Annotated in this window: 17 protein-coding genes; 9 read left to right on the top strand and 8 right to left on the bottom strand. The window is 54.6% G+C overall.

Annotated elements, in window-relative coordinates; translation table 11 throughout:
- Positions 1–2: 2 nt before the first annotated feature.
- The 3 genes from ACZRKO_RS21010 to ACZRKO_RS21020 are packed head-to-tail and all read left to right on the top strand — an operon-like array spanning position 3 to position 2,733.
- A complete protein-coding gene (locus ACZRKO_RS21010) occupies positions 3–323 on the top strand; it encodes a PTS fructose transporter subunit IIB (RefSeq protein WP_463739185.1) in 321 nt (106 codons plus the stop codon).
- Between the two features lie 44 nt (positions 324–367).
- Positions 368–1,609 (top strand): PTS fructose transporter subunit IIC, encoded by a 1,242-nt coding sequence (locus ACZRKO_RS21015; RefSeq protein ID WP_463739186.1) that lies wholly within the window; start codon positions 368–370, stop codon positions 1,607–1,609.
- A gap of 47 nt (positions 1,610–1,656) precedes the next feature.
- The gene (locus ACZRKO_RS21020) at positions 1,657–2,733 is read left to right on the top strand and encodes a M24 family metallopeptidase (protein WP_463739187.1); all 1,077 of its coding nucleotides are present in this window, start codon (positions 1,657–1,659) and stop codon (positions 2,731–2,733) included.
- 58 nt (positions 2,734–2,791) lie between these two features.
- Here ACZRKO_RS21020 and argH read toward each other — a convergent pair whose 3' ends face one another.
- The 4 genes from argH to argC form a co-directional block, all read right to left on the bottom strand.
- Positions 2,792–4,168 (bottom strand): argininosuccinate lyase, encoded by a 1,377-nt coding sequence (argH, locus tag ACZRKO_RS21025; protein ID WP_463739188.1) that lies wholly within the window; start codon positions 4,166–4,168, stop codon positions 2,792–2,794.
- A gap of 71 nt (positions 4,169–4,239) precedes the next feature.
- Positions 4,240–5,460, bottom strand: coding sequence for an argininosuccinate synthase (locus ACZRKO_RS21030; RefSeq protein ID WP_463739189.1), 1,221 nt, complete (start codon positions 5,458–5,460; stop codon positions 4,240–4,242).
- Positions 5,461–5,523: 63 nt separating this feature from the next.
- Entirely contained in the window at positions 5,524–6,297 is a 774-nt protein-coding gene (argB, locus tag ACZRKO_RS21035; RefSeq protein ID WP_463739190.1) for an acetylglutamate kinase, read from the bottom strand.
- A 54-nt stretch (positions 6,298–6,351) separates the two neighbouring features.
- Positions 6,352–7,356 (bottom strand): N-acetyl-gamma-glutamyl-phosphate reductase, encoded by a 1,005-nt coding sequence (gene argC, locus ACZRKO_RS21040; protein WP_463739191.1) that lies wholly within the window; start codon positions 7,354–7,356, stop codon positions 6,352–6,354.
- A gap of 226 nt (positions 7,357–7,582) precedes the next feature.
- Here argC and argE point away from each other — a divergent pair, with 226 nt between their 5' ends.
- A complete protein-coding gene (gene argE / locus ACZRKO_RS21045) occupies positions 7,583–8,734 on the top strand; it encodes an acetylornithine deacetylase (RefSeq protein ID WP_463739192.1) in 1,152 nt (383 codons plus the stop codon).
- 303 nt (positions 8,735–9,037) lie between these two features.
- Complete coding sequence (gene ppc, locus ACZRKO_RS21050; protein WP_463739193.1) at positions 9,038–11,686, top strand: phosphoenolpyruvate carboxylase; 2,649 nt, start codon at positions 9,038–9,040, stop codon at positions 11,684–11,686.
- 74 nt (positions 11,687–11,760) lie between these two features.
- Here ppc and metF read toward each other — a convergent pair whose 3' ends face one another.
- From metF to metB, 3 genes are all read right to left on the bottom strand, one after another.
- A complete protein-coding gene (gene metF / locus ACZRKO_RS21055; RefSeq protein ID WP_463739194.1) occupies positions 11,761–12,675 on the bottom strand; it encodes a methylenetetrahydrofolate reductase in 915 nt (304 codons plus the stop codon).
- 240 nt (positions 12,676–12,915) lie between these two features.
- On the bottom strand, positions 12,916–15,351 hold the full coding sequence (locus ACZRKO_RS21060) for a bifunctional aspartate kinase/homoserine dehydrogenase II (protein WP_463739195.1): 2,436 nt from the start codon (positions 15,349–15,351) through the stop codon (positions 12,916–12,918).
- A gap of 2 nt (positions 15,352–15,353) precedes the next feature.
- A complete protein-coding gene (gene metB / locus ACZRKO_RS21065) occupies positions 15,354–16,514 on the bottom strand; it encodes a cystathionine gamma-synthase (RefSeq protein ID WP_463739196.1) in 1,161 nt (386 codons plus the stop codon).
- A 329-nt stretch (positions 16,515–16,843) separates the two neighbouring features.
- Here metB and metJ point away from each other — a divergent pair, with 329 nt between their 5' ends.
- Positions 16,844–17,161 carry a met regulon transcriptional regulator MetJ gene (gene metJ, locus ACZRKO_RS21070; protein WP_004392248.1) on the top strand — a complete coding sequence of 106 codons (318 nt, stop codon included), beginning with the start codon at positions 16,844–16,846 and terminating at the stop codon, positions 17,159–17,161.
- A 141-nt stretch (positions 17,162–17,302) separates the two neighbouring features.
- Here metJ and rpmE read toward each other — a convergent pair whose 3' ends face one another.
- A complete protein-coding gene (rpmE, locus tag ACZRKO_RS21075) occupies positions 17,303–17,515 on the bottom strand; it encodes a 50S ribosomal protein L31 (RefSeq protein ID WP_463739197.1) in 213 nt (70 codons plus the stop codon).
- Between the two features lie 204 nt (positions 17,516–17,719).
- Here rpmE and priA point away from each other — a divergent pair, with 204 nt between their 5' ends.
- The 3 genes from priA (at position 17,720) to ftsN (ending at position 22,287) form a co-directional block, all read left to right on the top strand.
- Positions 17,720–19,915 carry a primosomal protein N' gene (gene priA, locus ACZRKO_RS21080; RefSeq protein ID WP_463739198.1) on the top strand — a complete coding sequence of 732 codons (2,196 nt, stop codon included), beginning with the start codon at positions 17,720–17,722 and terminating at the stop codon, positions 19,913–19,915.
- A 246-nt stretch (positions 19,916–20,161) separates the two neighbouring features.
- Positions 20,162–21,190, top strand: a complete 1,029-nt coding sequence (gene cytR / locus ACZRKO_RS21085) for a DNA-binding transcriptional regulator CytR (RefSeq protein ID WP_463739199.1) — start codon at positions 20,162–20,164, stop codon at positions 21,188–21,190.
- Positions 21,191–21,288: 98 nt separating this feature from the next.
- Positions 21,289–22,287, top strand: coding sequence for a cell division protein FtsN (ftsN, locus tag ACZRKO_RS21090; protein WP_463739200.1), 999 nt, complete (start codon positions 21,289–21,291; stop codon positions 22,285–22,287).
- Positions 22,288–22,318: the final 31 nt, after the last annotated feature.

Raw genomic sequence — 22,318 nt, forward strand, 5'->3', positions numbered from 1 at the left:
TAATGTCTGCTAAAAAACTGATTGCTCTGTGCGCCTGCCCGATGGGTCTGGCCCATACGTTTATGGCGGCCGAAGCCATTGAGGTAGAAGCCCGTAAACGCGGTTATGAGGTGAAGGTCGAAACCCAGGGTGCCGATGGTATTCAGAACGAACTGACGCCCGCCGACATTGCCGAAGCCACCGTGATTATTCATGCCACCGGTATCACGCCGCAGAATCTGGAGCGTTTCAACGGTTATGCGGTGTATGACGTCGAGCTGAAAGATGCCGTTAAAGATGCCGGCAGTCTGATTGATGAAATCGAGCAGGATCAGGCGCAGTAAAACTTTCAGCCTATTTTCTTTCAATATCTTGAAGGAGTTACCTCGTGGCGATACATAAAAAAATAATAAATACCGGGCACGATTCGGCGCAGGAAAGCCCGGCGTCCCCAACGGGTTCGACAGGAAAAGGCGAAAGCCGCGCATGGAAGGAGTTCAGTAAGCACATCATGACCGGGATCTCCTACATGATCCCGGTGTTAATCATGGGCGGTCTGATTGGCGCGCTGTCGCAGATTATTCCGTATGTTTTTCTCGGCATGTCCCCGGATGAATCCATCATTGCGGCGCTCAACAGTGGCCGTTATACCGGCAGCTCGGTGTGGATGTTGCAGATTGCCAGCATCATGGAAAGTTTCGGCTTTACCCTGTTTGGCTTTGCTATCCCGATGTTTGCGGCCTTTACTGCCAACTCCATTGGCGGAAAAACGGCGCTGGCGGCGGGTTTCATCGGGGGATACGTGGCGATCAAACCGGTCGCGATCCCTACGACGGTCAATGCACAATGGTCGACCGTCGCCCCGGTGGCCTCGGGTTTCCTTGGCGCAATCGTCATCGCCTTTGTCGTCGGCTATTTCGTCCTGTGGCTGAACAAAACCATTAAGCTGCCTCACAGCTGGCTGGCGTTCAAAACCACCTTCTTTATTCCGCTGATTTCCGCCATCCTCGCCATGGTATTGATGGTCTTTATCATCACGCCTATCGGTGGCTGGCTGAATACGCTGATCAAAGAAGCCTTGCAGACCGCTGGCGCAGCGGGAACTTACTTTTATGCCACGTTGTTAGCCGCGGCGACCGCGTTCGATCTCGGTGGTCCGATCAACAAAGCCGCTGGGTTTGTGGCGCTCGGCTTCACCACTGAGAAAGTATTGCCCATCACCGCACGTTGTCTGGCGATTGTTATTCCCTCCTTCGGCCTCGGGTTATCCACCGTGATCGACAAATGGCTGGTTGGCCGCCGGGTCTACGATAAACAGTTTAACCAGATTGGCCGTACCGCGATTTTCCTGGGCTTTATGGGCATTTCAGAAGGCTCTATCCCATTTGCGCTGGAACGTCCGGGCTTCGTGATCCCAGTGTATGTGCTGGGCGCCGTGATTGGCGCACTGCTGGGTGTCTCGCTCGGTGCCGTACAATGGTTCCCTGAGTCGGCAATCTGGGCATGGCCGCTGATCACCAATATCCCGGCCTATCTGATTGGTCTGGCCGCAGGCTCACTGTTTATTGCGGTCACTTGCGTCTATTATCGCAACCACTTGATTAAAAAAGGCCTGTTACAGGTCGCGTAAGAGTATTGCAGGGTACAGTTGTACCCTGCTGCCTTTCAGGGAGAAACATGAGCTACGCACTGCGTTTAAGTCACCTTCGTCAAATGATGGCAGAGCAGCATCTGCAAGCTGTTTTGCTGACCGACCGCTTCAGCAAATATTATATCGCCCGCCTTTATAGCGCCTCCGGCTACGTACTTATCACACAAGAAAGCCAGACATTACTGGTGGATGGCCGCTACATTGCCGAATGCCGGGAGCAAAGCCCTGAATTTGATATCAGGCTGCTGAGCGAGCCTTACGGACTGGCCCACCATCTAGCCGATATTCACCAGCAGCATCCGTGGGTATCGCTCGGCATCGACGCCGCCCAGTTAAGTTATCAGGCCTGGAAAACCCTGGCAGTGCAGTGCGATTTCCCCCTGCAACACTGGGACACCAGCGGCCTGCGCCTGATCAAGCATCAGGATGAAATTGAGTTCATCAGTACGGCAGCCCGCATTGCCGACCGTGCCCTGAGCAACGTTATGCCCTTTATTCAGCCCGGTATTTCTGAAAAAGAGCTGGCCGACCACATTGAAATGGCAGTAAGGCAGGCGGGAGGAAGTAAAACGTCATTTGATACTGTCGTGGTTTCCGGCCTGCGCGGCGCCCTGCCTCACGGCAGGCCGACCGATAAACTACTGTCAAACGGCGAGCTGGTGACGATAGATTTTGGCGCGGTCTTCGGACATTACTGCTCAGATATCACCCGCACCTTCGCTCTGGGGCAGGTCAGCTTTGAACTGGAGAAGATTTACCACACCGTGTTGCGGGCGCAGCAAAACGCCCGTGAAGCCGTTCGCCCCGGCATAAGTTGTCAGGAGCTGGACTGGCTGGCGAGAGACATTATCGATGATGCGGGCTACGGCGAATACTTCAGCCATAATCTCGGCCATGGCCTCGGTTTAGACGTGCACGAAGCCCCGTCGCTTCGTTCGGAGAATCCGCAAATACTGGAGCCGGGCATGGTTATCACCATCGAACCGGGCATTTATATTCCAAGCATTGGCGGCGCGAGAATTGAAGATGACGTGCTGGTGACCGAAGACGGATTCGAACTGCTGACAGACAGCCCGCGCGAGTGGAAAGACATTTGCTTGTAAGATGAATAAGGAAAGGGCTCAGTATTCTGAGCCCTTTCGATGTGAACTGATTTAAACGTTATTCGCCTAGACGTGATTTTGCTTCGCGGATCGCCAGTGCCACCTGCTCGGGTGACACACCACCTTTCGCCGCACGCTTGTCGAGGCAAGATTGCAATTCGAGGATTGGATAGACGTCGTCGCCGATTACGCTGCTGAATTTCTGCAAATCGGCCAGCGGTAAGGCTTCCAGTGCTTTACCCTGAGCAATCGCTTTAACCACTGCCTCACCGACAATATGGTGTGCTTCACGGAACGGAACACCTTTGGCAACCAGATAGTCGGCCAGCTCGGTGGAGTTGGCGTAGCCCTGTTGCGCAGCTTCTTTGGCACGCGGGCGCTTCACCTGAATACCATCCAGCACCAGTACCGCCATGTTCAGACAATCCATCCAGGTATCAAGCGCATCGAACAGCCCCTCTTTATCTTCCTGCATGTCTTTGTTGTACGCCAGCGGCAAGCCTTTCATGGTCATCATCATGCCGGTCAGGGCGCCCTGTACGCGGCCGCATTTACCACGGATCAATTCCAGCGCATCCGGGTTTTTCTTCTGCGGCATCAGCGAAGAACCTGAAGTCACGCGATCCGACAAATCGACGAACGCCGCTTCACCGCTGTTGAAGAAAATCAGGTCTTCGGCAAAACGCGACAGGTGCACCATGCTGATAGCCGCATTGGAGAGCAGCTCCATGACATGATCACGGTCGGAAACGCTGTCGAGACTGTTACGGGTGGCAGAGGCAAAACCTAACCAGCCGGCCAGCTGTTCGCGGTCCATCGGGTATGCTGTTCCCGCCAGTGCGCCGCTGCCGAGTGGGCTGACGTCCAGACGTTTCAGGGTATCTTGCAAACGGCTTTCATCACGCGCCAGCATCTCAACGTAGGCCATACACCAGTGGGCAAATGTCACCGGTTGTGCGCGCTGTAAATGCGTGTAGCCCGGCATCACAGCGTCCTGATTAGCTTCGGCGGTTGCGACCAGTGCTTGCTGTAAATGGTGAAGCGCTTCGCCGAGTTCGACGACCTGGGCTTTGCACCAGAGTTTGAGGTCAGTAGCCACCTGATCATTACGGCTGCGGCCGGTGTGCAGCTTTTTACCGAGGTTACCGACTTTGTCGATCAGCTTCTGCTCAACCCAGCTGTGAATATCTTCGGCATCGCTTGCCAGAATCGCACGCGGATTGGCGCGGACTTCTTCCAGCAACAGGTTCAGCGCGGCTTCCAGCTGTAACTGTTCGTCAGCGGTCAATACGTTGACCGTGACCAGCGCCTTCGACCAGGCCACTGACCCGACAATATCCTGCTCCGCAAGGCGGTAATCAAAACGCAGTGAATCGTTTAACTCTTTAAACCGTTGATCGGCTGCCTGACTGAACCGTCCGCCCCAAAGTGCCATAACCTGTACTCCTTTAATGTATGCAAAAGGGCGCAGCATGTGCGCCCTTAATATCTATGTCTGTGCGCTTATTACTGCTTCTTAGCGTTTAATGCGCGAATGCGTGACGACAACGAGAACAGACGAATGAAGCCGCCCGCGTGGCTGTGATCATACACTTCATCTTCACCGAAGGTCGCGAACTCTTCTGAGTACATGCTATTTGGCGATTGTTTCTGAATCGCGGTTGCTGTGCCTTTGTAGAGTTTGATAACAACTTCGCCGTTCACGTCTTCTGCCAGTGCATCAGCAGCAGCCTGAATGGACTCACGCAGTGGCGCAAACCAGCGGCCATCGTAAACCACATAAGACATTTCATGACCGAGCTGTTCACGCCATTTGAAGCTGTCACGGTCCAGAACCAGCTGCTCAACGCCGCGCAGTGCTGCCATCATGATGGTGCCGCCTGGGGTTTCGTAGCAACCACGGGATTTGATGCCGACCAGACGGTTTTCAACGATGTCGATACGGCCAATACCGTGCTTCACGCCCAGTACGTTCAGTGCTTCAAGGCACTGGAACGGGGTGAGTTCAACGCCGTTAACGGCAACCACTTCGCCTTTGGCCACTTTAACGGTGACGGTTTCAGCTTGATCCGGTGCATCTTCTGGTGCCACGGTCCACGCCCAGCAATCTTTGTTCGCTGCATTCCACGGGCTTTCCAGCACGCCGCCTTCGGTGGAAATGTGCCAGGCGTTTTCGTCACGGCTGTAGATTTTTTCAAGCGAAGCGGTCGTCGGAATATTACGCTCTTTCAGGTAATCGAGCAGCGCTTCACGGGAACGCAGATCCCACTCACGCCAAGGTGCAACCACTTTCAGTTGTGGCGCGAGCGCGGTGTAGGTGGTTTCAAAACGGACCTGATCGTTACCTTTACCGGTTGCACCGTGGCATAACGCGTCAGCGCCCACTTTCAGCGCCAGCTCAACCTGCGCTTTGGCGATCAACGGACGAGCCATCGATGTGCCGAGCAGGTAACTGCCTTCATACAGAGCGCCCGATTTCAGCACCGGATACACGTAGTCTTTGATGAACTCTTCACGCAGATCAACCACGTGGCATTCAGAAGCACCAGTACGCAGCGCCTTTTGTTCGATGCCTTCCAGATCAGCACGTTCCTGACCGATATCAGCCACGAACGCAACCACTTCGCAGTCGCCATAGTTCTCTTTCAGCCAAGGAATGATAGCTGATGTATCCAGACCGCCGGAGTAAGCCAGAACAATTTTCTTGATGCCTTTAGTTGCTGCCATGGTGATTTCCTTTAAAAATTTTATTGATTCAACAAATCGGTCAATGGGGTTTCAGTACGACGATTACGCCAGAATACGGGTGCCAATCGCCGTGCCATTAAAGAGTGCCGGTAACTGCTCGGCGTGACGCCAGCTGGCAATATCCACCGGGCGACCGAGCGAACGCGCGGCGTCCAGCGCGGCGTGAACTTTCACAATCATGCCGTCAGTGATGATGCCCTGCTCAATCAGCTGTTCGGCTCGTTCAGCGCTCATTTGCGGAATGCGCTGGCCTTTACCGTCAAGAATACCGCTGACATCTGACAGCAGAATTAAATCTGCACCCAGCGTTGCCGCCAGTGCGGTCGCAGCTTGATCGGCGTTGACGTTCATCAACTCACCTTTGGCAGTGATGCCAATAGAGCTGACAATCGGCAGATAACCCGCACCGGTCAGCGTATTAATCAGCGCAGGAGAACCGGTTTCGGCTTTGCCGACGTTACCCAATTCTTCACTAAGCTGTGTCACGCTGACGGAACCGCCGTCGGCCAAAGAGAGGCCAACCGCATTAATGTCGTGTTTAATCGCCCACGCCAGCAGGGTTTTGTTAGCGCTGCCGGCCAGGGCGCCGGTAATGATGTCAATCTGATCCGCCGGTGTGACGCGCAGACCGGCCTTTTTCACCACGGGCAGATTCAGCTTTTTCATCAGCTCATCGACAAGGCAACCACCGCCGTGAACGATCACCAATGGGCGCTGATATTGCTGGCGGTAAGTCACGAGCGCCATGAACAGGCGCTCAAGCGCTTCTTCATTGTCCAGCAACACACCACCTAATTTGATAACTAACGGATTCATAGCTGTTTGCGCCTCAACCGGTTAAAAGTATGTACTTGATTTTATCTAAGGTTTTTATAGCAGTGATTGTGTTTCGGGGAAACCGAATCGCAGGTTCAGACATTGCACAGCCTGCGCGGATGCGCCTTTAAGTAGATTGTCTTCGGTTGCCACCACAATCAGGTGTTCGCCTTTGACCGCAAAACCGATATCACAGAACGGCAGCCCGACCACATCTTTCAGTGCCGGAACGCCTTTGGTGTAGAGACGCACCAGAGGTTTATCGTGATAGGCGTTGTGGAAAGCTTCAGCCACGTCCTGCGCCGTCACGCCCGCTTTCAGGCGGCAGGTGATGGTCGCCAGAATGCCGCGCGGGAAATTCCCCAGATGCGGCGTGAAAATCACCGGCACGCCGAGGTGCTCGACAATTTCCGGATGATGACGATGATTGAACAGGCCGTAAGGTTGCAGGCTGACTTCACAGAAGCTGTTGCCGATAGACGCTTTACGCCCTGCACCGCTGACGCCGCTGGTGGCGTTGATCACCGGCCACTGGCTGTCATTGAGCAGATCGTTTTCGAGCAGAGGTTTGAGCGCCAGCTGCGAAGCCGTCGGGTAACAACCCGGTACGGCGATAAGCTGGGCGTCTTTGATTTTGTCAGCCTGCCATTCGGCCAGGCCGTACACCGCCTTGTCCAGCCAGTCGAGATGCTGGTGTTCAAAGCCGTAAAATTCGGAGTAAAACTCAGGTTTGTTGACGCGGAACGCACCGGACAAATCAAACACCACGCAACCGGCCGCCAGAAACTGCGGGGCTAAGTCGTGGCTGACTTCATGGGCCGTAGCCAGAAAAACCACATCGACGCCTTTCGCGGCTTCCTGAACATCTTTCATCGCTAAAACAGGCAGATCAACGATGCCTTTTAACTGCGGGTGCAAATCAGAAAGCAATTTTCCTGCATCTGCACTTTGCGCTGAAACCGTTAAACCGGTTATGTTCATATGTGGGTGGCGGCTCAGGTAAGCCGCGAGTTCGGCTCCGGCATAACCCGTGGCACCAACAATCAGCGTATTCAACATGGGGTCTGTTCACCTTCTCAACTTAACTGTATGGCTTTGCGATACAGCGTACTACTTAGGTAACAGGGATCACCGCGTTATACGCCGTTCACCCGCGAAATTTTCGACCATTTCGTTTTGCGAACCCGGTAAACTTTTTCCGGTTTCCTTACGTGCTGGCTTAATGTATTTTTATTCACATAAACTGCATGAATATGAATACTACCCTAACTAAAGGCTGTCAACAGTGAAGATGAAATTACCTCCTTTTATTGAGCTTTACCGGGCGTTAATCGCGATACCTTCGATCAGTGCCACCGACAGCGCATTGGACCAAAGTAATGAAACCTTAATCAACGTGTTGGCTGGCTGGTTCCGCGATCTTGGCTTTAAGGTTGAGATTCAGCCCGTACCTAATACACGTAATAAATTCAACATGTTGGCCAGCACCGGTGAAGGCGCAGGTGGTCTGCTGTTAGCGGGTCATACCGATACGGTTCCTTACGACGATGGCCGCTGGACCCGTGACCCTTTCACCCTGACCGAACACGAAAATAAGCTGTACGGTTTGGGTACGGCTGACATGAAAGGTTTCTTTGCTTTTATCGTCGATGCGCTGCGTGATGTCGACATAACGAAACTGACTAAACCGCTATATATTCTGGCGACCGCCGATGAAGAAACGACCATGGCCGGTGCCAGCTATTTTTCGAAGAATACGGCGATTCGCCCGGACTGCGCGATCATCGGTGAACCGACGTCGCTCAAACCAGTGCGCGCGCATAAAGGCCACATCTCGAACGCCATCCGTATTACGGGCCAGTCGGGCCATTCTAGCGATCCGGGGCGCGGCGTTAATGCCATCGACCTGATGCATGACTCCATCACCCAACTGATTGGCCTGCGCAATATGCTGAAAGAGCGTTATAACCACAGCGGGTTTGTCATTCCTTATCCGACCATGAACTTCGGCCACATCAGCGGCGGCGACGCAGCCAACCGCATCTGTGCCTGCTGCGAACTGCACATGGATATCCGCCCGCTGCCGGGGCTGACATTGTCTGACCTGGACGGACTGTTGCAAGAAGCGCTGGAACCGGTAAGCAGCCGCTGGCCGGGCCGGGTGGCTATCGAAGAACTTCACCCGCCGATCCCCGGTTATGAGTGCCCGCCGGACCACCAGTTGGTGCAGGTGGTGGAAAAACTGCTCGGCGTGGAAACCGAGATCGTCAACTACTGCACTGAAGCCCCGTTTATTCAGGAGCTGTGCCCGACGCTGGTGCTCGGCCCCGGTTCTATTGAACAGGCACATCAGCCAGACGAATACCTTGATACCGCCTTTATCAAACCGACCCGTGAGTTGATCACGCAGGTCGTGCACCATTTCTGCTTCCACTAATCCTGTATTGCAGATGGGGCAGAAACAAACAGGGCACCTGCGGGTGCCCTTTGATACTGTACAAAAGCGTGATTAGCCAAACTGATATCGGGCTGGCGATGATGAAAATTCAGCAAGTTTGCCAAAAACACCATTTTTCTAGTGAGGAAATCGGTCGTTTTGCGGTAAAACAGGTGCTGTTTTAAAAAATGTGATCAAGTTCGCAGTGTAAAAATGAATCAAGGCGACAGCGTCTTACGGGTGATAGTTATTTACAGAAAATATAATTTTAAATAAAAGAACGGGTAGAGGGTCAGAGGCGATATGAACGAACAATATTCCGCAATGCGCAGTAATGTCAGTATGTTAGGTACACTGCTTGGCGACACGATCAAAGATACGTTGGGAGAGCATATCCTTGATCGTGTTGAGAAAATTCGTAAGTTATCCAAATCCTCACGTGCCGGTAATGAGGCAGATCGTAAGGAGCTGCTTTCCACGCTGCAAAATTTGTCCAATGACGAACTGCTGCCTGTGGCCCGTGCTTTCAGCCAGTTTTTGAATTTAACCAACGTTGCCGAGCAATATCACAGCATTTCGCCGCACGGTGAAGCCGCGAGTAATCCGGATGCGCTGGCACAGCTGATTGAACGCCTGAAGTCCAAAAATCTGACTTCCCAACAACTGCGTGACGCGGTTGAAGAACTGTCTATCGAGCTGGTTTTAACCGCTCACCCAACCGAAATTGCCCGCCGTACGTTGATCCACAAACTGGTGGAAGTGAACAGCGGTCTCAAACAGCTCGACCACAATGATCTGGCCGACTACGAACGCAAACAGATTATGCGTCGTCTGCGCCAGCTGATTGCCCAGTCATGGCATACCGACGAAATCCGTAAACATCGCCCTTCTCCTGTTGATGAAGCCAAGTGGGGCTTTGCTGTCGTTGAAAACAGCCTGTGGGAAGGCGTTCCGGCTTTCCTGCGTGAATTTAACGAACAACTGGAAACCTCGCTCGACTATAAAATGCCGGTGGAAGCCGTACCGGTGCGATTCACATCCTGGATGGGTGGTGACCGCGACGGTAACCCGAACGTCACCGCGGATATTACCCGCCACGTACTGCTGCTTAGCCGCTGGAAAGCCACTGACCTGTTCCTGCGCGACATCGCGGTGCTGGTCTCCGAGCTTTCGATGACCGAATGCACGCCAGAGCTGCGTGAATTGGCAGGAGGCGAAGGCGAGCCAGAAGCGTACCGCGTGATCATGAAACGTCTGCGCGCTCAGTTGCTTTCAACCCAAACCTATTTGGAAGCGCGCCTGAAGGGCGAACGTCTGCCGCGCCCGCATGATTTACTGGTCAATAACGATCAGCTGTGGGAACCGCTGTACGCCTGCTATCAGTCACTACAAGCCTGCGGCATGGGCATTATTGCTAACGGCCAATTGCTCGACACGCTGCGCCGCGTGCGCTGTTTCGGCGTACCTCTGGTGCGTATCGACATCCGCCAGGAGAGCACGCGCCATACCGACGCGATTGCTGAAATCACCCGTTATCTAGGCCTTGGCGACTATGAAAGCTGGTCAGAGTCTGACAAACAGGCATTCCTGATCCGTGAACTGAATTCCCAGCGTCCGCTGGTGCCACGTTTCTGGGAACCGAGCGAATTCACCAAAGAGGTGCTCGACACCTGTCAGGTGATCGCCGAGGCGCCGGAAGGCTCCATCGCGGCCTACGTGATCTCGATGGCGAAAACGCCATCCGACGTGCTGGCGGTGCATTTGCTGCTCAAAGAAGCCGGTTGCCCGTTCACTCTGCCAGTTGCGCCGTTGTTCGAAACCTTAGATGACCTGAACAACGCCGATTCCGTGATGACTCAGTTGCTGAGCATCGACTGGTACCGCGGCTGCATTCAGGGCAAACAGATGGTGATGATCGGTTACTCCGACTCCGCGAAAGACGCCGGTGTAATGGCGGCATCTTGGGCGCAGTATCGTGCACAGGACGCCTTGATCAAAACCTGCGAGAAAGCCGGAGTGCTGCTGACGCTGTTCCACGGACGTGGCGGCTCAATTGGTCGCGGCGGCGCACCTGCCCACGCAGCACTGCTGTCACAACCACCGGGCAGCCTGAAAGGCGGCCTGCGCGTCACCGAACAGGGCGAAATGATCCGCTTTAAATTCGGCCTGCCTGAAGTGACCATCAGCAGCCTTGCGCTCTACACCGGCGCGATCCTCGAAGCTAACCTGTTGCCACCGCCGGAGCCGAAAAAGGCCTGGGTGGAGATTATGGAGCAGCTCTCTGACGTCTCCTGCGAGATGTACCGCGGTTACGTGCGCGAAAACAAAGACTTCGTTCCTTACTTCCGCGCAGCGACGCCGGAGCAGGAGCTGGGTAAATTGCCACTGGGTTCGCGCCCGGCAAAACGTAAAGCCAACGGCGGCGTCGAAAGCCTGCGCGCCATTCCGTGGATCTTCGCCTGGACGCAAAACCGTCTGATGCTGCCCGCCTGGCTAGGCGCCGGTGCTGGTCTGCAAGCGGTGGTGGATGCCGGAAAACGCGATGAGCTGGAGTCCATGTGCCGCGACTGGCCATTCTTCTCTACGCGCATCGGTATGCTGGAAATGGTGTTCGCCAAAGCCGATCTCTGGCTGGCGGAATACTACGACCAGCGTCTGGTCGGTAAAGAACTGTGGCCACTCGGCCAGAAACTGCGTGACCAGCTGGCAAGCGATATCAACGTAGTATTGGCGATTTCCAACGACGACCATCTGATGGCCGACCTGCCGTGGATTGCCGAGTCCATCGCGCTGCGTAACGTCTACACCGACCCGCTGAACGTATTGCAGGCTGAACTGCTGCACCGTTCGCGTCAACTGGAAAAAACCGGTGATGCACCGGATGCCCATGTTGAACAGGCGCTGATGGTGACCATCGCCGGTGTGGCGGCAGGTATGCGTAACACGGGTTAGCAGAACCACAAAAACAAAAAACCGGCGATTAAGCCGGTTTTTTTTCGCCTGATGTTTAGGTCAGAAAATGATTATCAGACCACAGCGCGAATCGGCGCAGCCGCTTCCGGGCGCACACCCAGCGTATGGCAAATAGCGTAGCTCATCTCAGCGCGGTTCAGGGTGTAGAAGTGGAAATCTTTCACGCCTTCGCGGCTGAGGATTTTCACCATGTCCATGGCAATATTCGCGCCCACCATTTTGCGGGTTTCCGGGTCGTCATCTAAGCCTTCGAACTGACCGGTCATCCAGTGCGGTACGCGCACGTTGGTCATGGTAGCAAAGCGGGTCAACTGTTTGAAGTTTGACACCGGCAGAATACCCGGCACGATCTCTACATCAATGCCCTGCCCGGCGCAGCGGTCACGAAAACGCAGATAACTTTCTACGTCGAAGAAGAACTGAGTAATGGCGCGGTTGGCACCAGCGTCGATTTTACGCTTGAGGTTAATCAGGTCAGCCTGCGCGCTTTTGGCTTCCGGATGAACTTCCGGATAAGCCGCGACGGAGATATCAAAATCACCCACGCTTTTAAGTAAATACACCAGATCGGTAGCATACAGGTCAGGCTTACCGCTGCCCGGTGGTAAATCACCGCGCAGTGCCACAATGTGACGAATCCCGCTCTGCCAGTAATCCTGAGCAATTTGAATCAGCTCTTCACGGCTGGCGTCCACGCAGGTCAGGTGCGGTGCGGCTTCCAGACCGGTGCGTTCTTTAATGCCTTTGATGATGCTGTGCGTGCGGTCGCGCTCGCCGGAGTTTGCACCGTAAGTCACGGAAACGAATTTTGGCTTGAGGCTGCTTAGACGATCGATTGAGCTCCACAACGTATCTTCCATTTCGCTGGTACGCGGCGGGAAAAATTCAAAAGAGACGTTAATCTGACCCTGCAGTTCGGCCAGATTCTGGTTCAACGCTTCGCGCTGATTGGCGTGGAAAAAACTCATGCTCTCTACCTCGTTGCTCACTTTGTATTGTTATTGGCTTATCTTGTAAGCGTCTAGACGTCTAAACGTATGGATAGACAATGAAGGAAGTCAGCAAAACTGTCAACGCCAAAAATGCATCCAAGTATGATTAATCTTCATTCAAATTGAAGGAATTTCAAGTTGAGGGTTTTACAGCAGAAGATGATGAGAGAAATGCATGAAGCCCCTTCCGGCGGGCGCCGGAAGGGTAGAGTTAAATTAAAGCAGTTGCGTCAAGCGGTTAAGGTCAGACTGCAGGGCACCCGCCGTAACATCACGTCCGGCACCCGGCCCGCGGATCACCAGTGGGTTGTCGCGATACCAGCGGCTTTCGATGGCAAAGACGTTATCGCATGGCAGTAACGACGCCAGAGGATGGTCATCGCGTACCGCTTCAACCCCCACACGCGCTTTACCGTTGGCATCAAATCTCGCCACATAACGCAGCACCAGCCCCATTTCACGCGCCGCTTCCAGACGTTGCAGCATTTGCTGATTCAGTGCTTCACCGTCTTCAAAGAACTGATCCACCGAGCCGGTTTCACAGCCGAGCGGCACCAGAGACTCCACGCGCACCTGCGTAGGTTCGATGTCATAGCCCGCTTCGCGCGCCAGAATCACCAGTTTACGCATCACATCCTGACCCGAGAGATCAACGCGCGGATCGGGTTCCGTCAGCCCCTGCTGCCAGGCTAAATCCACCAGCTCGGTGAAAGGTAGTGTGCCGTCAAATTGCAGGAACAACCAGGACAGCGTGCCGGAGAAAATTCCGCTGATCGCCAGAATGCTGTCGCCGCTTTCACACAGATCCCGCACGGTGTGGTTGACCGGTAAACCGGCACCGACGGTGGCGTTGTACAACCAATGGCTGCCCGTTTTCGCGAAGGCATCACGAATCTGGCGGTACTGATTGCTGCTGGACGCACCCGCCACTTTATTGGCGCTGATCACGTGGAAACCGTAGCTGGCGAAATCCAGATACTGGTCGGCAAGTTCTGCACTGGCGGTCACATCGAGGACCACTAAATCATCGAACGGGTGTGCGCGCATCCACAAAAACAGTGACTCTTCGTCGTGATCGCGGGCTTCGTCATCAAAGAAGGCCAGCGCGCGGCTGGCGTCCAGCCCGTCATAACTGAGCAGGCTACGTTTGCTGTCCACCACACCGGCCAGAACGAATTCGAAACCACTGCGTGCGGAAATATTTTTCTGCTCACGGGCAAACAGTTCCAGCCAGCGTGACCCGATGTTGCCTTTGCCGAACAGCATCAGACCGATACGTTTTTCAGCGCGAAACAGCGTGTTGTGCAAGCCCTGAACCAGATGTCCGGTCGGTCCGAGACGCAGCACAGCCACCAGACTGATGCCGTCTTCCGCCTGCCAGATAAATTCAACGGGCTGATCTTTCAATTCCTGATAAAAACGGTGGCTGTGCAGCGGATTCTTACACACGCCAGCACCGACCAGCGCCACCAGCGCCAGCCCTTCACGCAGCGTCAAACGTCCCGGCAAGCCCGCATCTTCCAGCACCTGCAAAGCACTGCCCGCCACTTCAGAGGTGTAACAGAGTTGCAGCAGATTGCGGTCCGGATGAATACCGGTCGCCAGCGGTTTTACCTGAGCACGCTTGAGCAGCACGTTGACATCTTTATGCGCCAGCTGGAAGTCATGTTCAGACGGGATAACAATTTCAATCAGGCAGATATCGTCATGGCTGGTGACGATTTTCGCGCCGGTCCCGGAGGCCAGCACACGTTCAATACGGGTTGAGCCCTGCTCCGGCTGATAACTACAGCGCAGTTGCAGGTCGATATCGCTGCCGGAAACGGGCTGCAAGGTACGGGTATGCAGCACCGGCGCGGCCAGACGGGCCAGCTCACTGGCTTCGTCGAGACGTAATAAAGGCAGCAGACAGGCATCTTTGACTTTGCGCGGGTCAGCGCTGTAAACCCCGGCGACGTCGCTCCAGATAGTCACCCGGTTGACGCCAGCCAGCGCGCCAATCTGCGTGGCGGAGTAGTCGCTGCCGTTACGGCCCAGCAGTACGGTTTCACCTGCTTCGTTGCGCGAGATAAACCCGGTGACGACCAAATATTGCTGCGGATGCTGTGCCAGCAACTGTTGCAACAGCGGGTACGAACGGCCTTCATCCACCTGAGGCTGAGCAGCCCGTTCTGCACGCAGGAAATCGCGGGCATCAAGCCAGGCCGCGGGCAGATCTTTGGTTGCTAGCAACGCGGCCATCAGCCGCGCAGACCAGACTTCTCCATGCCCGACTACTTCGGCATAGGTAGCGTCCGTGATTTTGCCGTCGAGCAGCGTCGCCAGACGTTCGAGATCCTGGATAAACTTCGCAATAAGCGGTTCAGCCATTTCCGGTGGAAGAAGACCAGATATCAGCTCATTTTGATAGCGGCGTAATGCCTGCTGGACCTGATGCGCCGACAGGCGATCGGTCTGGCTGAGCTTCAGCCAGCTGATCAGCTGGTTTGTGGTGCTGCCCGCAGCGGACACCACCATCATGTCGCCCGGATTACCGTACTCGGCCATAATACCGGCCACGCGCAAATAACACTTCACGTCGGCCAGACTGCTACCACCAAACTTATGCAACTGCCGGCTTCCCGCCGGTGCTGCTACCGCTATTGCATTCATACTTACCTCGTTGCCGCCGCCTGGAATGCGTGTTCCAGATCGGCAATCAAATCTTCGCTGTCTTCAAGACCTACAGAAACCCTAAGCAGGCTGTCGGAGATCCCGGCTGCTTTACGCGCCTCCGGTGCCATGCCCGCGTGGGTCATGGTGGCGGTGTGGGAAATCAGGCTTTCAACTCCACCCAGGGATTCTGCGAGGGTAAATAGCTTCAATTGGGAGAGAAAGTGCCGTAAACGCGCTTCATCTCCGTCGAATTCAAAACTGATCATTGCGCCAAAACCAGACTGCTGACGGCGGGCAATCTCATGCCCCTGGTTCTCTGGCAGGGAAGGATGATACAGCTTTTTCACCAAAGGTTGCTGTTGTAAATACGCCACAATCGCCAGCGCATTCTCCTGCTGCTGTTTTACCCGCACCGTCAGGGTACGCAGGCCGCGCAGCAGCAAATAGCTGTCAAAGGCCGCGCCGGTCACGCCGATATTGTTGGCCCACCAGGCAAGCTCGGTGGCATGTTCAGCCGTTTTGGAAATCACGGTGCCAGCAACAACATCTGAGTGGCCGTTAAGATATTTAGTACATGAATGGACCACCAGATCCGCGCCAAGTTTCAGCGGCTGCTGCAAAGCGGGACTGAGGAAGGTGTTGTCCACCACGGTCAGTGCACCGGCGGCGTGTGAAGCGTCACAAATCACCTGAATATCGACCACGCGCAGCAGCGGATTACTTGGGGTTTCTATCAGCACCAGTTTTGGTTTTTCAGCCAGTGCAGCAGCCAGCGCCTGTGGATTGCCCTGATCGACAAACAGCACGCGGTACGCGCCGCGCTTGCTCAGGCTGTCAAACAGACGGTAACTGCCGCCATAACAGTCATGCGGCGCAACCAGCAGATCGCCGGGTTTGAGAAACACCGTGCATACCAGATGAATCGCCGACATGCCGCTGCTGGTCATCACCGCACCGGCCCCACCTTCGAGATCGGCCAGCGCGCGCTGTACGACGTCACGCGACGGATTTCCGCGTCGTGAATAGTCATGGGCTCTTGGCTGATTAAAATCTTCGAAATTGTAAGTACTTGAGAGGTGGATTGGCGGAACGACGCAGCCATATTGCTGGTCACTGTTCAGGCCACTGCCGACGGCAATCGTCGCTTGCTTGCGTATCATAGTTGTTTCTCTCTGCCGGGTGCTGAGGATGAGGTAACAAAGATTAATCGCTGACAAGATAGACGTCAATACATCTGGACATCTAAACTTCTTTGCGTATAGATTGAGCAACAGGGCAATACCCGCTAAAATTATAGCGTTATCAGAATCAGAGGGTTCAGACGGGGGCGTAGACAGGCCAGTCCGCTGGCCGAATGAATCGCACAGCGCACATTTCTCTGATATTACCCGGTCCCAGAGGGACATTTATTTAGTGAGATCAGCGAAAATCGGGCATAATCCCCCCGGTTTTCAGAATATTATTTTTTTTGATAAATTTAAGGTGTCCCATGGCTGAGTGGAACGGCGAATATGTCAGCCCATACGCTGAACACGGTAAGAAAAGCGAACAAGTTAAGAAAATCACGGTATCCATTCCGCTGAAAGTCCTCAAAATTCTCACCGATGAACGCACCCGTCGCCAGGTGAACAACCTGCGTCATGCGACCAACAGTGAATTATTGTGTGAGGCTTTCCTGCACGCCTTTACCGGACAGCCATTGCCGAATGACGAAGATCTGCGCAAAGAACGCAGTGATGAAATTCCGGAAGCGGCGAAGATCCTGATGCGTGAACTGGGTGTGGATCCCGATACCTGGGAATATTAAGCGAAGTGATGAGCAGCCTGTGCGCACTGTCGTGCAGGCGTCATTGGTTGTGAGTGATGCCCGTGCAGTAAATGATGTTTTGCCTGAATGCCAGACAACAAAAAACCCGCCGAAGCGGGTTTTTTTGCTCTCAAACAGCGATTACTTGCTGCTTGGCATGCTGAAACGCTTGTTGAAGCGGTCAACACGGCCACCGGTAGCGACTTCACGTTGCTTACCAGTGTAGAACGGGTGACATTCGCCACACACGTCCAGGTTCAGATCGTGACCCACAGTTGAGTGAGTTTTGATTACGTTACCGCATGAGCAAGATGCAGTAACTTCTACGTATTTAGGGTGAATACCTTTTTTCATGGAAAACCTCTTCTTAAGGCCGCGTCGCTATCCAACCCTGTTTCGTCGGACACCACGCGTAGTAGTGGATGATAGGTTTTGATGCGAAATGCACCAAAGGCGGCGAATCATACAGAATCCTTGTGGGCCGCGCAATGATGTTCATGCATTTCGAGTGACACAGTGTACACTATCTCGTCATTTTTTTAAAGTCTGGACCCCCCGATGCCTGTTGCCCACGTTGCTTTACCCGTTCCGCTCTCCCGCACGTTTGACTATCTTTTACCTGAGGGTATGCAGGTAGTGAAAGGTTGTCGCGTCAGCGTGCCTTTTGGTAAACGCGACGCGATTGGCATTGTGACGGCCATCAGCGAGACCAGCGAATTTGGGCTGGATAAACTCAAGCCGGTGCGCGAAGTGCTCGACTCCGCCAGCCTGTTTACGCCAGATTTATGGCGCATTCTTCTCTGGGCGACCGACTACTACCATTTCCCCGTAGGCGAAGTGCTGTTTCACGCCCTGCCCGTGTTGCTGCGTCAGGGGAAACCCGCCGAACTCACGCCGTTGTGGCAATGGTTCGCCACCGAACAGGGGCGCGTGACGCCGCTCGATAGCCTGAAACGGGCTGCCAAACAGCAGCAGGCGATGGCCGCACTGATGCAGGGTGGTGTTTACCGCCATCAGGTGAATGACCTCGAGCTGACCGATGCCGCCCTGCAGGCGTTACGCGCCAAAGGGCTGGCCGATTTACGCAGCATCGCACCAGCTACGCAGGACTGGCGCACTCATTTCACCGTCATCGGCGAACGCCTGCGTTTGAATACCGAACAGGCCACCGCCGTCGGGGCGATTCGCAGCGAAGACCAGCAATTCTCCGCCTGGTTGCTAGCGGGCGTGACCGGGTCTGGAAAAACGGAAGTCTACCTGAGCGTGTTAGAAAACATTCTGGCGCAGGGCCGTCAGGCACTGGTGATGGTGCCAGAGATCGGCCTGACGCCACAGACGATTGCCCGTTTTCGCGAGCGTTTCAGTGCGCCGGTCGATGTGCTGCACTCCGGTTTGAACGACAGCGAGCGCCTGGCCGTGTGGCTGCGTGCGCGCAATGGTGAGGCGGGTATTGTCATCGGCACCCGCTCCTCCTTATTTACGCCCTTTGCCCGGCTGGGCGTCATCATCATTGATGAAGAACACGACGGCTCCTATAAACAGCAGGAAGGCTGGCGCTATCACGCCCGTGACTTAGCGGTGTTTCGCGCACACGAAGAAAATATCCCTATTATCATGGGCTCCGCGACTCCGGCGCTGGAAACCCTGCACAACGTCGAACTGGGTAAATATCGCCAGTTGAAACTGACCAAACGTGCCGGTAATGCAAAACCACCGCAACAGCATCTGATTGATCTGAAAGGTATGGCGCTGAAAGTCGGTCTTTCACAACCGCTGATCCAGCGAATGCAGCAGCATCTGAAAGCCGATAATCAGGTGATGTTGTTCCTTAACCGCCGCGGTTACGCTCCGGCGCTGCTATGCCACGAATGCGGCTGGATAGCCGAATGTCAGCGCTGCGATCACTACTACACGCTGCACCAGAATCAGCGCCAGCTTCGCTGTCACCACTGCGACAGTCAGCGCGCCGTGCCTCATCAGTGCCCGCATTGTGGGTCGACGCAGTTGGTTTCCGTCGGCGTGGGGACCGAGCAACTGGAGCATGAACTGGCACCGCTGTTCCCCGATACGCCGATCACCCGCATCGACCGCGATACCACCAGCCGTAAAGGCTCGCTGGAACAGCATCTGGCAGAAGTGCATCGCGGCGGCGCGCGTATTCTCATCGGGACGCAGATGCTGGCCAAAGGCCACCACTTCCCTGATGTCACGCTGGTCTCACTGCTTGATGTTGATGGCGCGCTGTTCTCGGCAGATTTCCGCTCGGCAGAACGCTTTGCACAGCTGTATACGCAGGTTTCAGGCCGTGCGGGCCGTGCCGGTAAGCAGGGTGAAGTGGTGCTGCAAACGCACCATCCCGAACATCCGTTACTGAAAGTACTGCTTGAGCAAGGTTATGATGCCTTCGCTAAACAGACGCTGGCAGAGCGTAAAAGTGTGTTTTTACCGCCGTACACCAGCCATATTTTGATTCGTTCGGAAGACCACGACAATCAGCAAGCCGCGCTGTTTCTACAGCAATTGCGTAATTTATTTGAAGCCAGCCCGCTGAAAGATGAATCCCTGTGGATTTTAGGCCCGGTTCCGGCGCTGGCCGCCAAACGCAATGGCCGCTTCCGCTGGCAACTCTTGTTGCAGCATCCTTCCCGCCGCGTTTTGCAGCATTTGATTAAAAGTTCTCAACCTTTGATCGCCAATTTACCGCAGGCCAGAAAAGTGAAATGGACGCTGGATGTTGACCCGATCGACAGCTGACGGGCGAAAGCCCTGAGGTTTTCTGCGGGATGGATCGAAAAAAAGCATCTGGGTCACACTTTTCATGCAAATTAGGTAACAAATCCTAACCACAAACTGTTTAGAATGTGATGAGCTACGCAGCCATCGTGAGCCGGACGCGCTAAGCGCCGGATTAGCACAGGCTGAATCTCAAGGAACCAGGGTAGCGTTGAGGAAAATTCCATGTTGTCGTATCAGAATGATGCAGTTGCAAGGAGAGATGCGTTGGACGAAAAGAAAGAATTGACCGCCGCTACGATGAAAGATGTAGCTGAAATGGCAGGTGTTTCGACAGCAACCGTATCTCGCGCCCTGATGAACCCGGAAAAGGTCTCGGCCCCGACCCGTCAGAAAGTTGAACAGGCCGTCATGGCCGTGGGTTATTCTCCTCACGCGCTGTCACGTAACCTTAAGCGCAATGAATCCCGAACTATACTGGTGATCGTCCCCGACATTTGCGATCCCTATTTTGCCGATGTGATCCAGGGGATCGAGCGTACTGCCGCCGAAAATGGCTATCTGGTCTTGATCGGTGATTGTGCGCAACAGAATCAGCAGGAAAAAACTTTCATCAATCTGATTATCACCAAGCAGATTGATGGCATGCTGCTGCTCGGCTCCGATCTCCCCTTCGACGCCAGTAAAGAAGAGCAGCGCAACTTACCGCCGATGGTGATGGCGAACGAATTCGCGCCGGAACTGGAGCTGCCGACTGTACATATCGACAACCTGACGGCCGCCTATGAGGCTGTACACTATCTGATTGGTCTGGGACATCAGCGCATCGGGTGTATTGCCGGGCCGGACAGTATGCCGCTGTGCCAGTACCGGTCGCAGGGCTATATACAGGCTTTGCGTCGCAACGGGCTGACGGTGGAAAACAGCTATACGGCCAAAGGTGATTTCAGTTATGAGTCGGGCGCGCTGGCGCTGGCGGAACTAATGAGCCAGCCGGTGCCGCCAACGGCAATTTTTTGCCATAACGACGTCATGGCTATTGGTGCGATGTATCAGGCCAAGAAAATGGGTCTGCAGATCCCGCAGGATTTATCGGTTGTGGGTTTTGATGACATCAAGCTCAGCCAGTATTTCGATCCCCCACTGACGACTGTTGCACAGCCAAGATTCCAGCTTGGACGTCAGGCCATGTTATTATTACTTGAGCAGCTTTATGGCAATTCAGTACAAAGTGGCTCGCGTTTGCTGGAAAGCGAACTGATTGTCCGTGGCAGCACTGCTGCCCCCAAGCGCTGATAAGATGTTTCTCCTTCAGCAAGTTTTCGTTTCAGTAAAGGCTCAGGGTTCAGTAACATGACGCACTTCTCTCAATACAACGACACAGCGAAACGATAGTGGCACAAAAAGACTATGTAAGCCGTGGGCGCTCAGGAGCGCGGCGGAAAAGTACCAGCCGGAAGAAAAAAAGCAGTTCCCCGATTATCTCCAAAACCATGGTGGTCTTAGCCGTTGCGGTCCTGGTGGTGTTTATCGGTGGCCTCTATTTCATTACGCACAACAAACCTGAAGATGCTGCCATTTTGCCGACGCACCCTGTGCGGCCGGGCAACGGCTTGCCGCCGAAACCGGAAGAGCGCTGGCGCTACATTAAAGAGCTGGAAAACCGGCAGATGGGTGTCGCCACACCAACCGAGCCAACCGCCGGTGGTGAAGCGCAGACCAAAACCCAGCTGACGCCGGAGCAGCGCCAGTTACTTGATCAGATGCAGGCCGATATGCGCCAGACACCAACCACCCTGTCTGAAGTTCCGTATAACGATCCTTCGCAGGTCACGCGCACCGCTCCTGTTCAGCGCCAGACCGCAACTCAGCAGCCTTATCAGCAAAATACGCAACAACCCGTGACGACGCACAGAAACGTCCAGCCGGTCGTTCCGCAACAGCCGGTTCGTGCCCCACAGGCGCAGGTGCAAACTCAGCCGGTTCGTGCCCCGCAGGCGCAGGTGCAAAATCAGCCGGTTCACGCACCGCAAGCTCAGACTCAGCCTGTTCAGCCGAAGCCAAAACCGAAAGAGCAGCCGCAACCGCAACCGCAACAACAGCCTGCAGAAATCACTCAGGCCGCACCTGAAAAACCAAAAGATAAACCGAAAGAGCAGGAAAAAACGCAGCACTTTATGGTGCAGTGTGGCTCGTTCAAAGGAACCGAACAGGCAGAATCGCAGCGCGCCAAGCTGGCATTTGAAGGCTTTGAAGGTCGGATAACCACCGGTGGTGGCTGGAATCGCGTTGTTATAGGTCCTTACAATAATCGCTCAGGTGCCGATGGTACCTTGTCCCGCCTGAAGAGCGCAGGCATCTCCGGTTGCATTCCCCTCGCAACCGGGGGTTGAAAACCCGTTTTCCTCCCCAATCTATTACTTC

It is taken from the genome of Ewingella sp. C233, assembly GCF_055407225.1.

Coding starts and splice junctions, on each gene's coding strand:
- ACZRKO_RS21010 (WP_463739185.1), top strand. CDS start 3: ATGTCTGCTAAAAAACTGATTGCTCTGTGCGCCTGCCCGATGGGTCTG.
- ACZRKO_RS21020 (WP_463739187.1), top strand. CDS start 1,657: ATGAGCTACGCACTGCGTTTAAGTCACCTTCGTCAAATGATGGCAGAG.
- argH (WP_463739188.1), bottom strand. CDS start 4,168: ATGGCACTTTGGGGCGGACGGTTCAGTCAGGCAGCCGATCAACGGTTT.
- ACZRKO_RS21030 (WP_463739189.1), bottom strand. CDS start 5,460: ATGGCAGCAACTAAAGGCATCAAGAAAATTGTTCTGGCTTACTCCGGC.
- argB (WP_463739190.1), bottom strand. CDS start 6,297: ATGAATCCGTTAGTTATCAAATTAGGTGGTGTGTTGCTGGACAATGAA.
- argC (WP_463739191.1), bottom strand. CDS start 7,356: ATGTTGAATACGCTGATTGTTGGTGCCACGGGTTATGCCGGAGCCGAA.
- ppc (WP_463739193.1), top strand. CDS start 9,038: ATGAACGAACAATATTCCGCAATGCGCAGTAATGTCAGTATGTTAGGT.
- metF (WP_463739194.1), bottom strand. CDS start 12,675: ATGAGTTTTTTCCACGCCAATCAGCGCGAAGCGTTGAACCAGAATCTG.
- ACZRKO_RS21060 (WP_463739195.1), bottom strand. CDS start 15,351: ATGAATGCAATAGCGGTAGCAGCACCGGCGGGAAGCCGGCAGTTGCAT.
- metB (WP_463739196.1), bottom strand. CDS start 16,514: ATGATACGCAAGCAAGCGACGATTGCCGTCGGCAGTGGCCTGAACAGT.
- metJ (WP_004392248.1), top strand. CDS start 16,844: ATGGCTGAGTGGAACGGCGAATATGTCAGCCCATACGCTGAACACGGT.
- rpmE (WP_463739197.1), bottom strand. CDS start 17,515: ATGAAAAAAGGTATTCACCCTAAATACGTAGAAGTTACTGCATCTTGC.
- priA (WP_463739198.1), top strand. CDS start 17,720: ATGCCTGTTGCCCACGTTGCTTTACCCGTTCCGCTCTCCCGCACGTTT.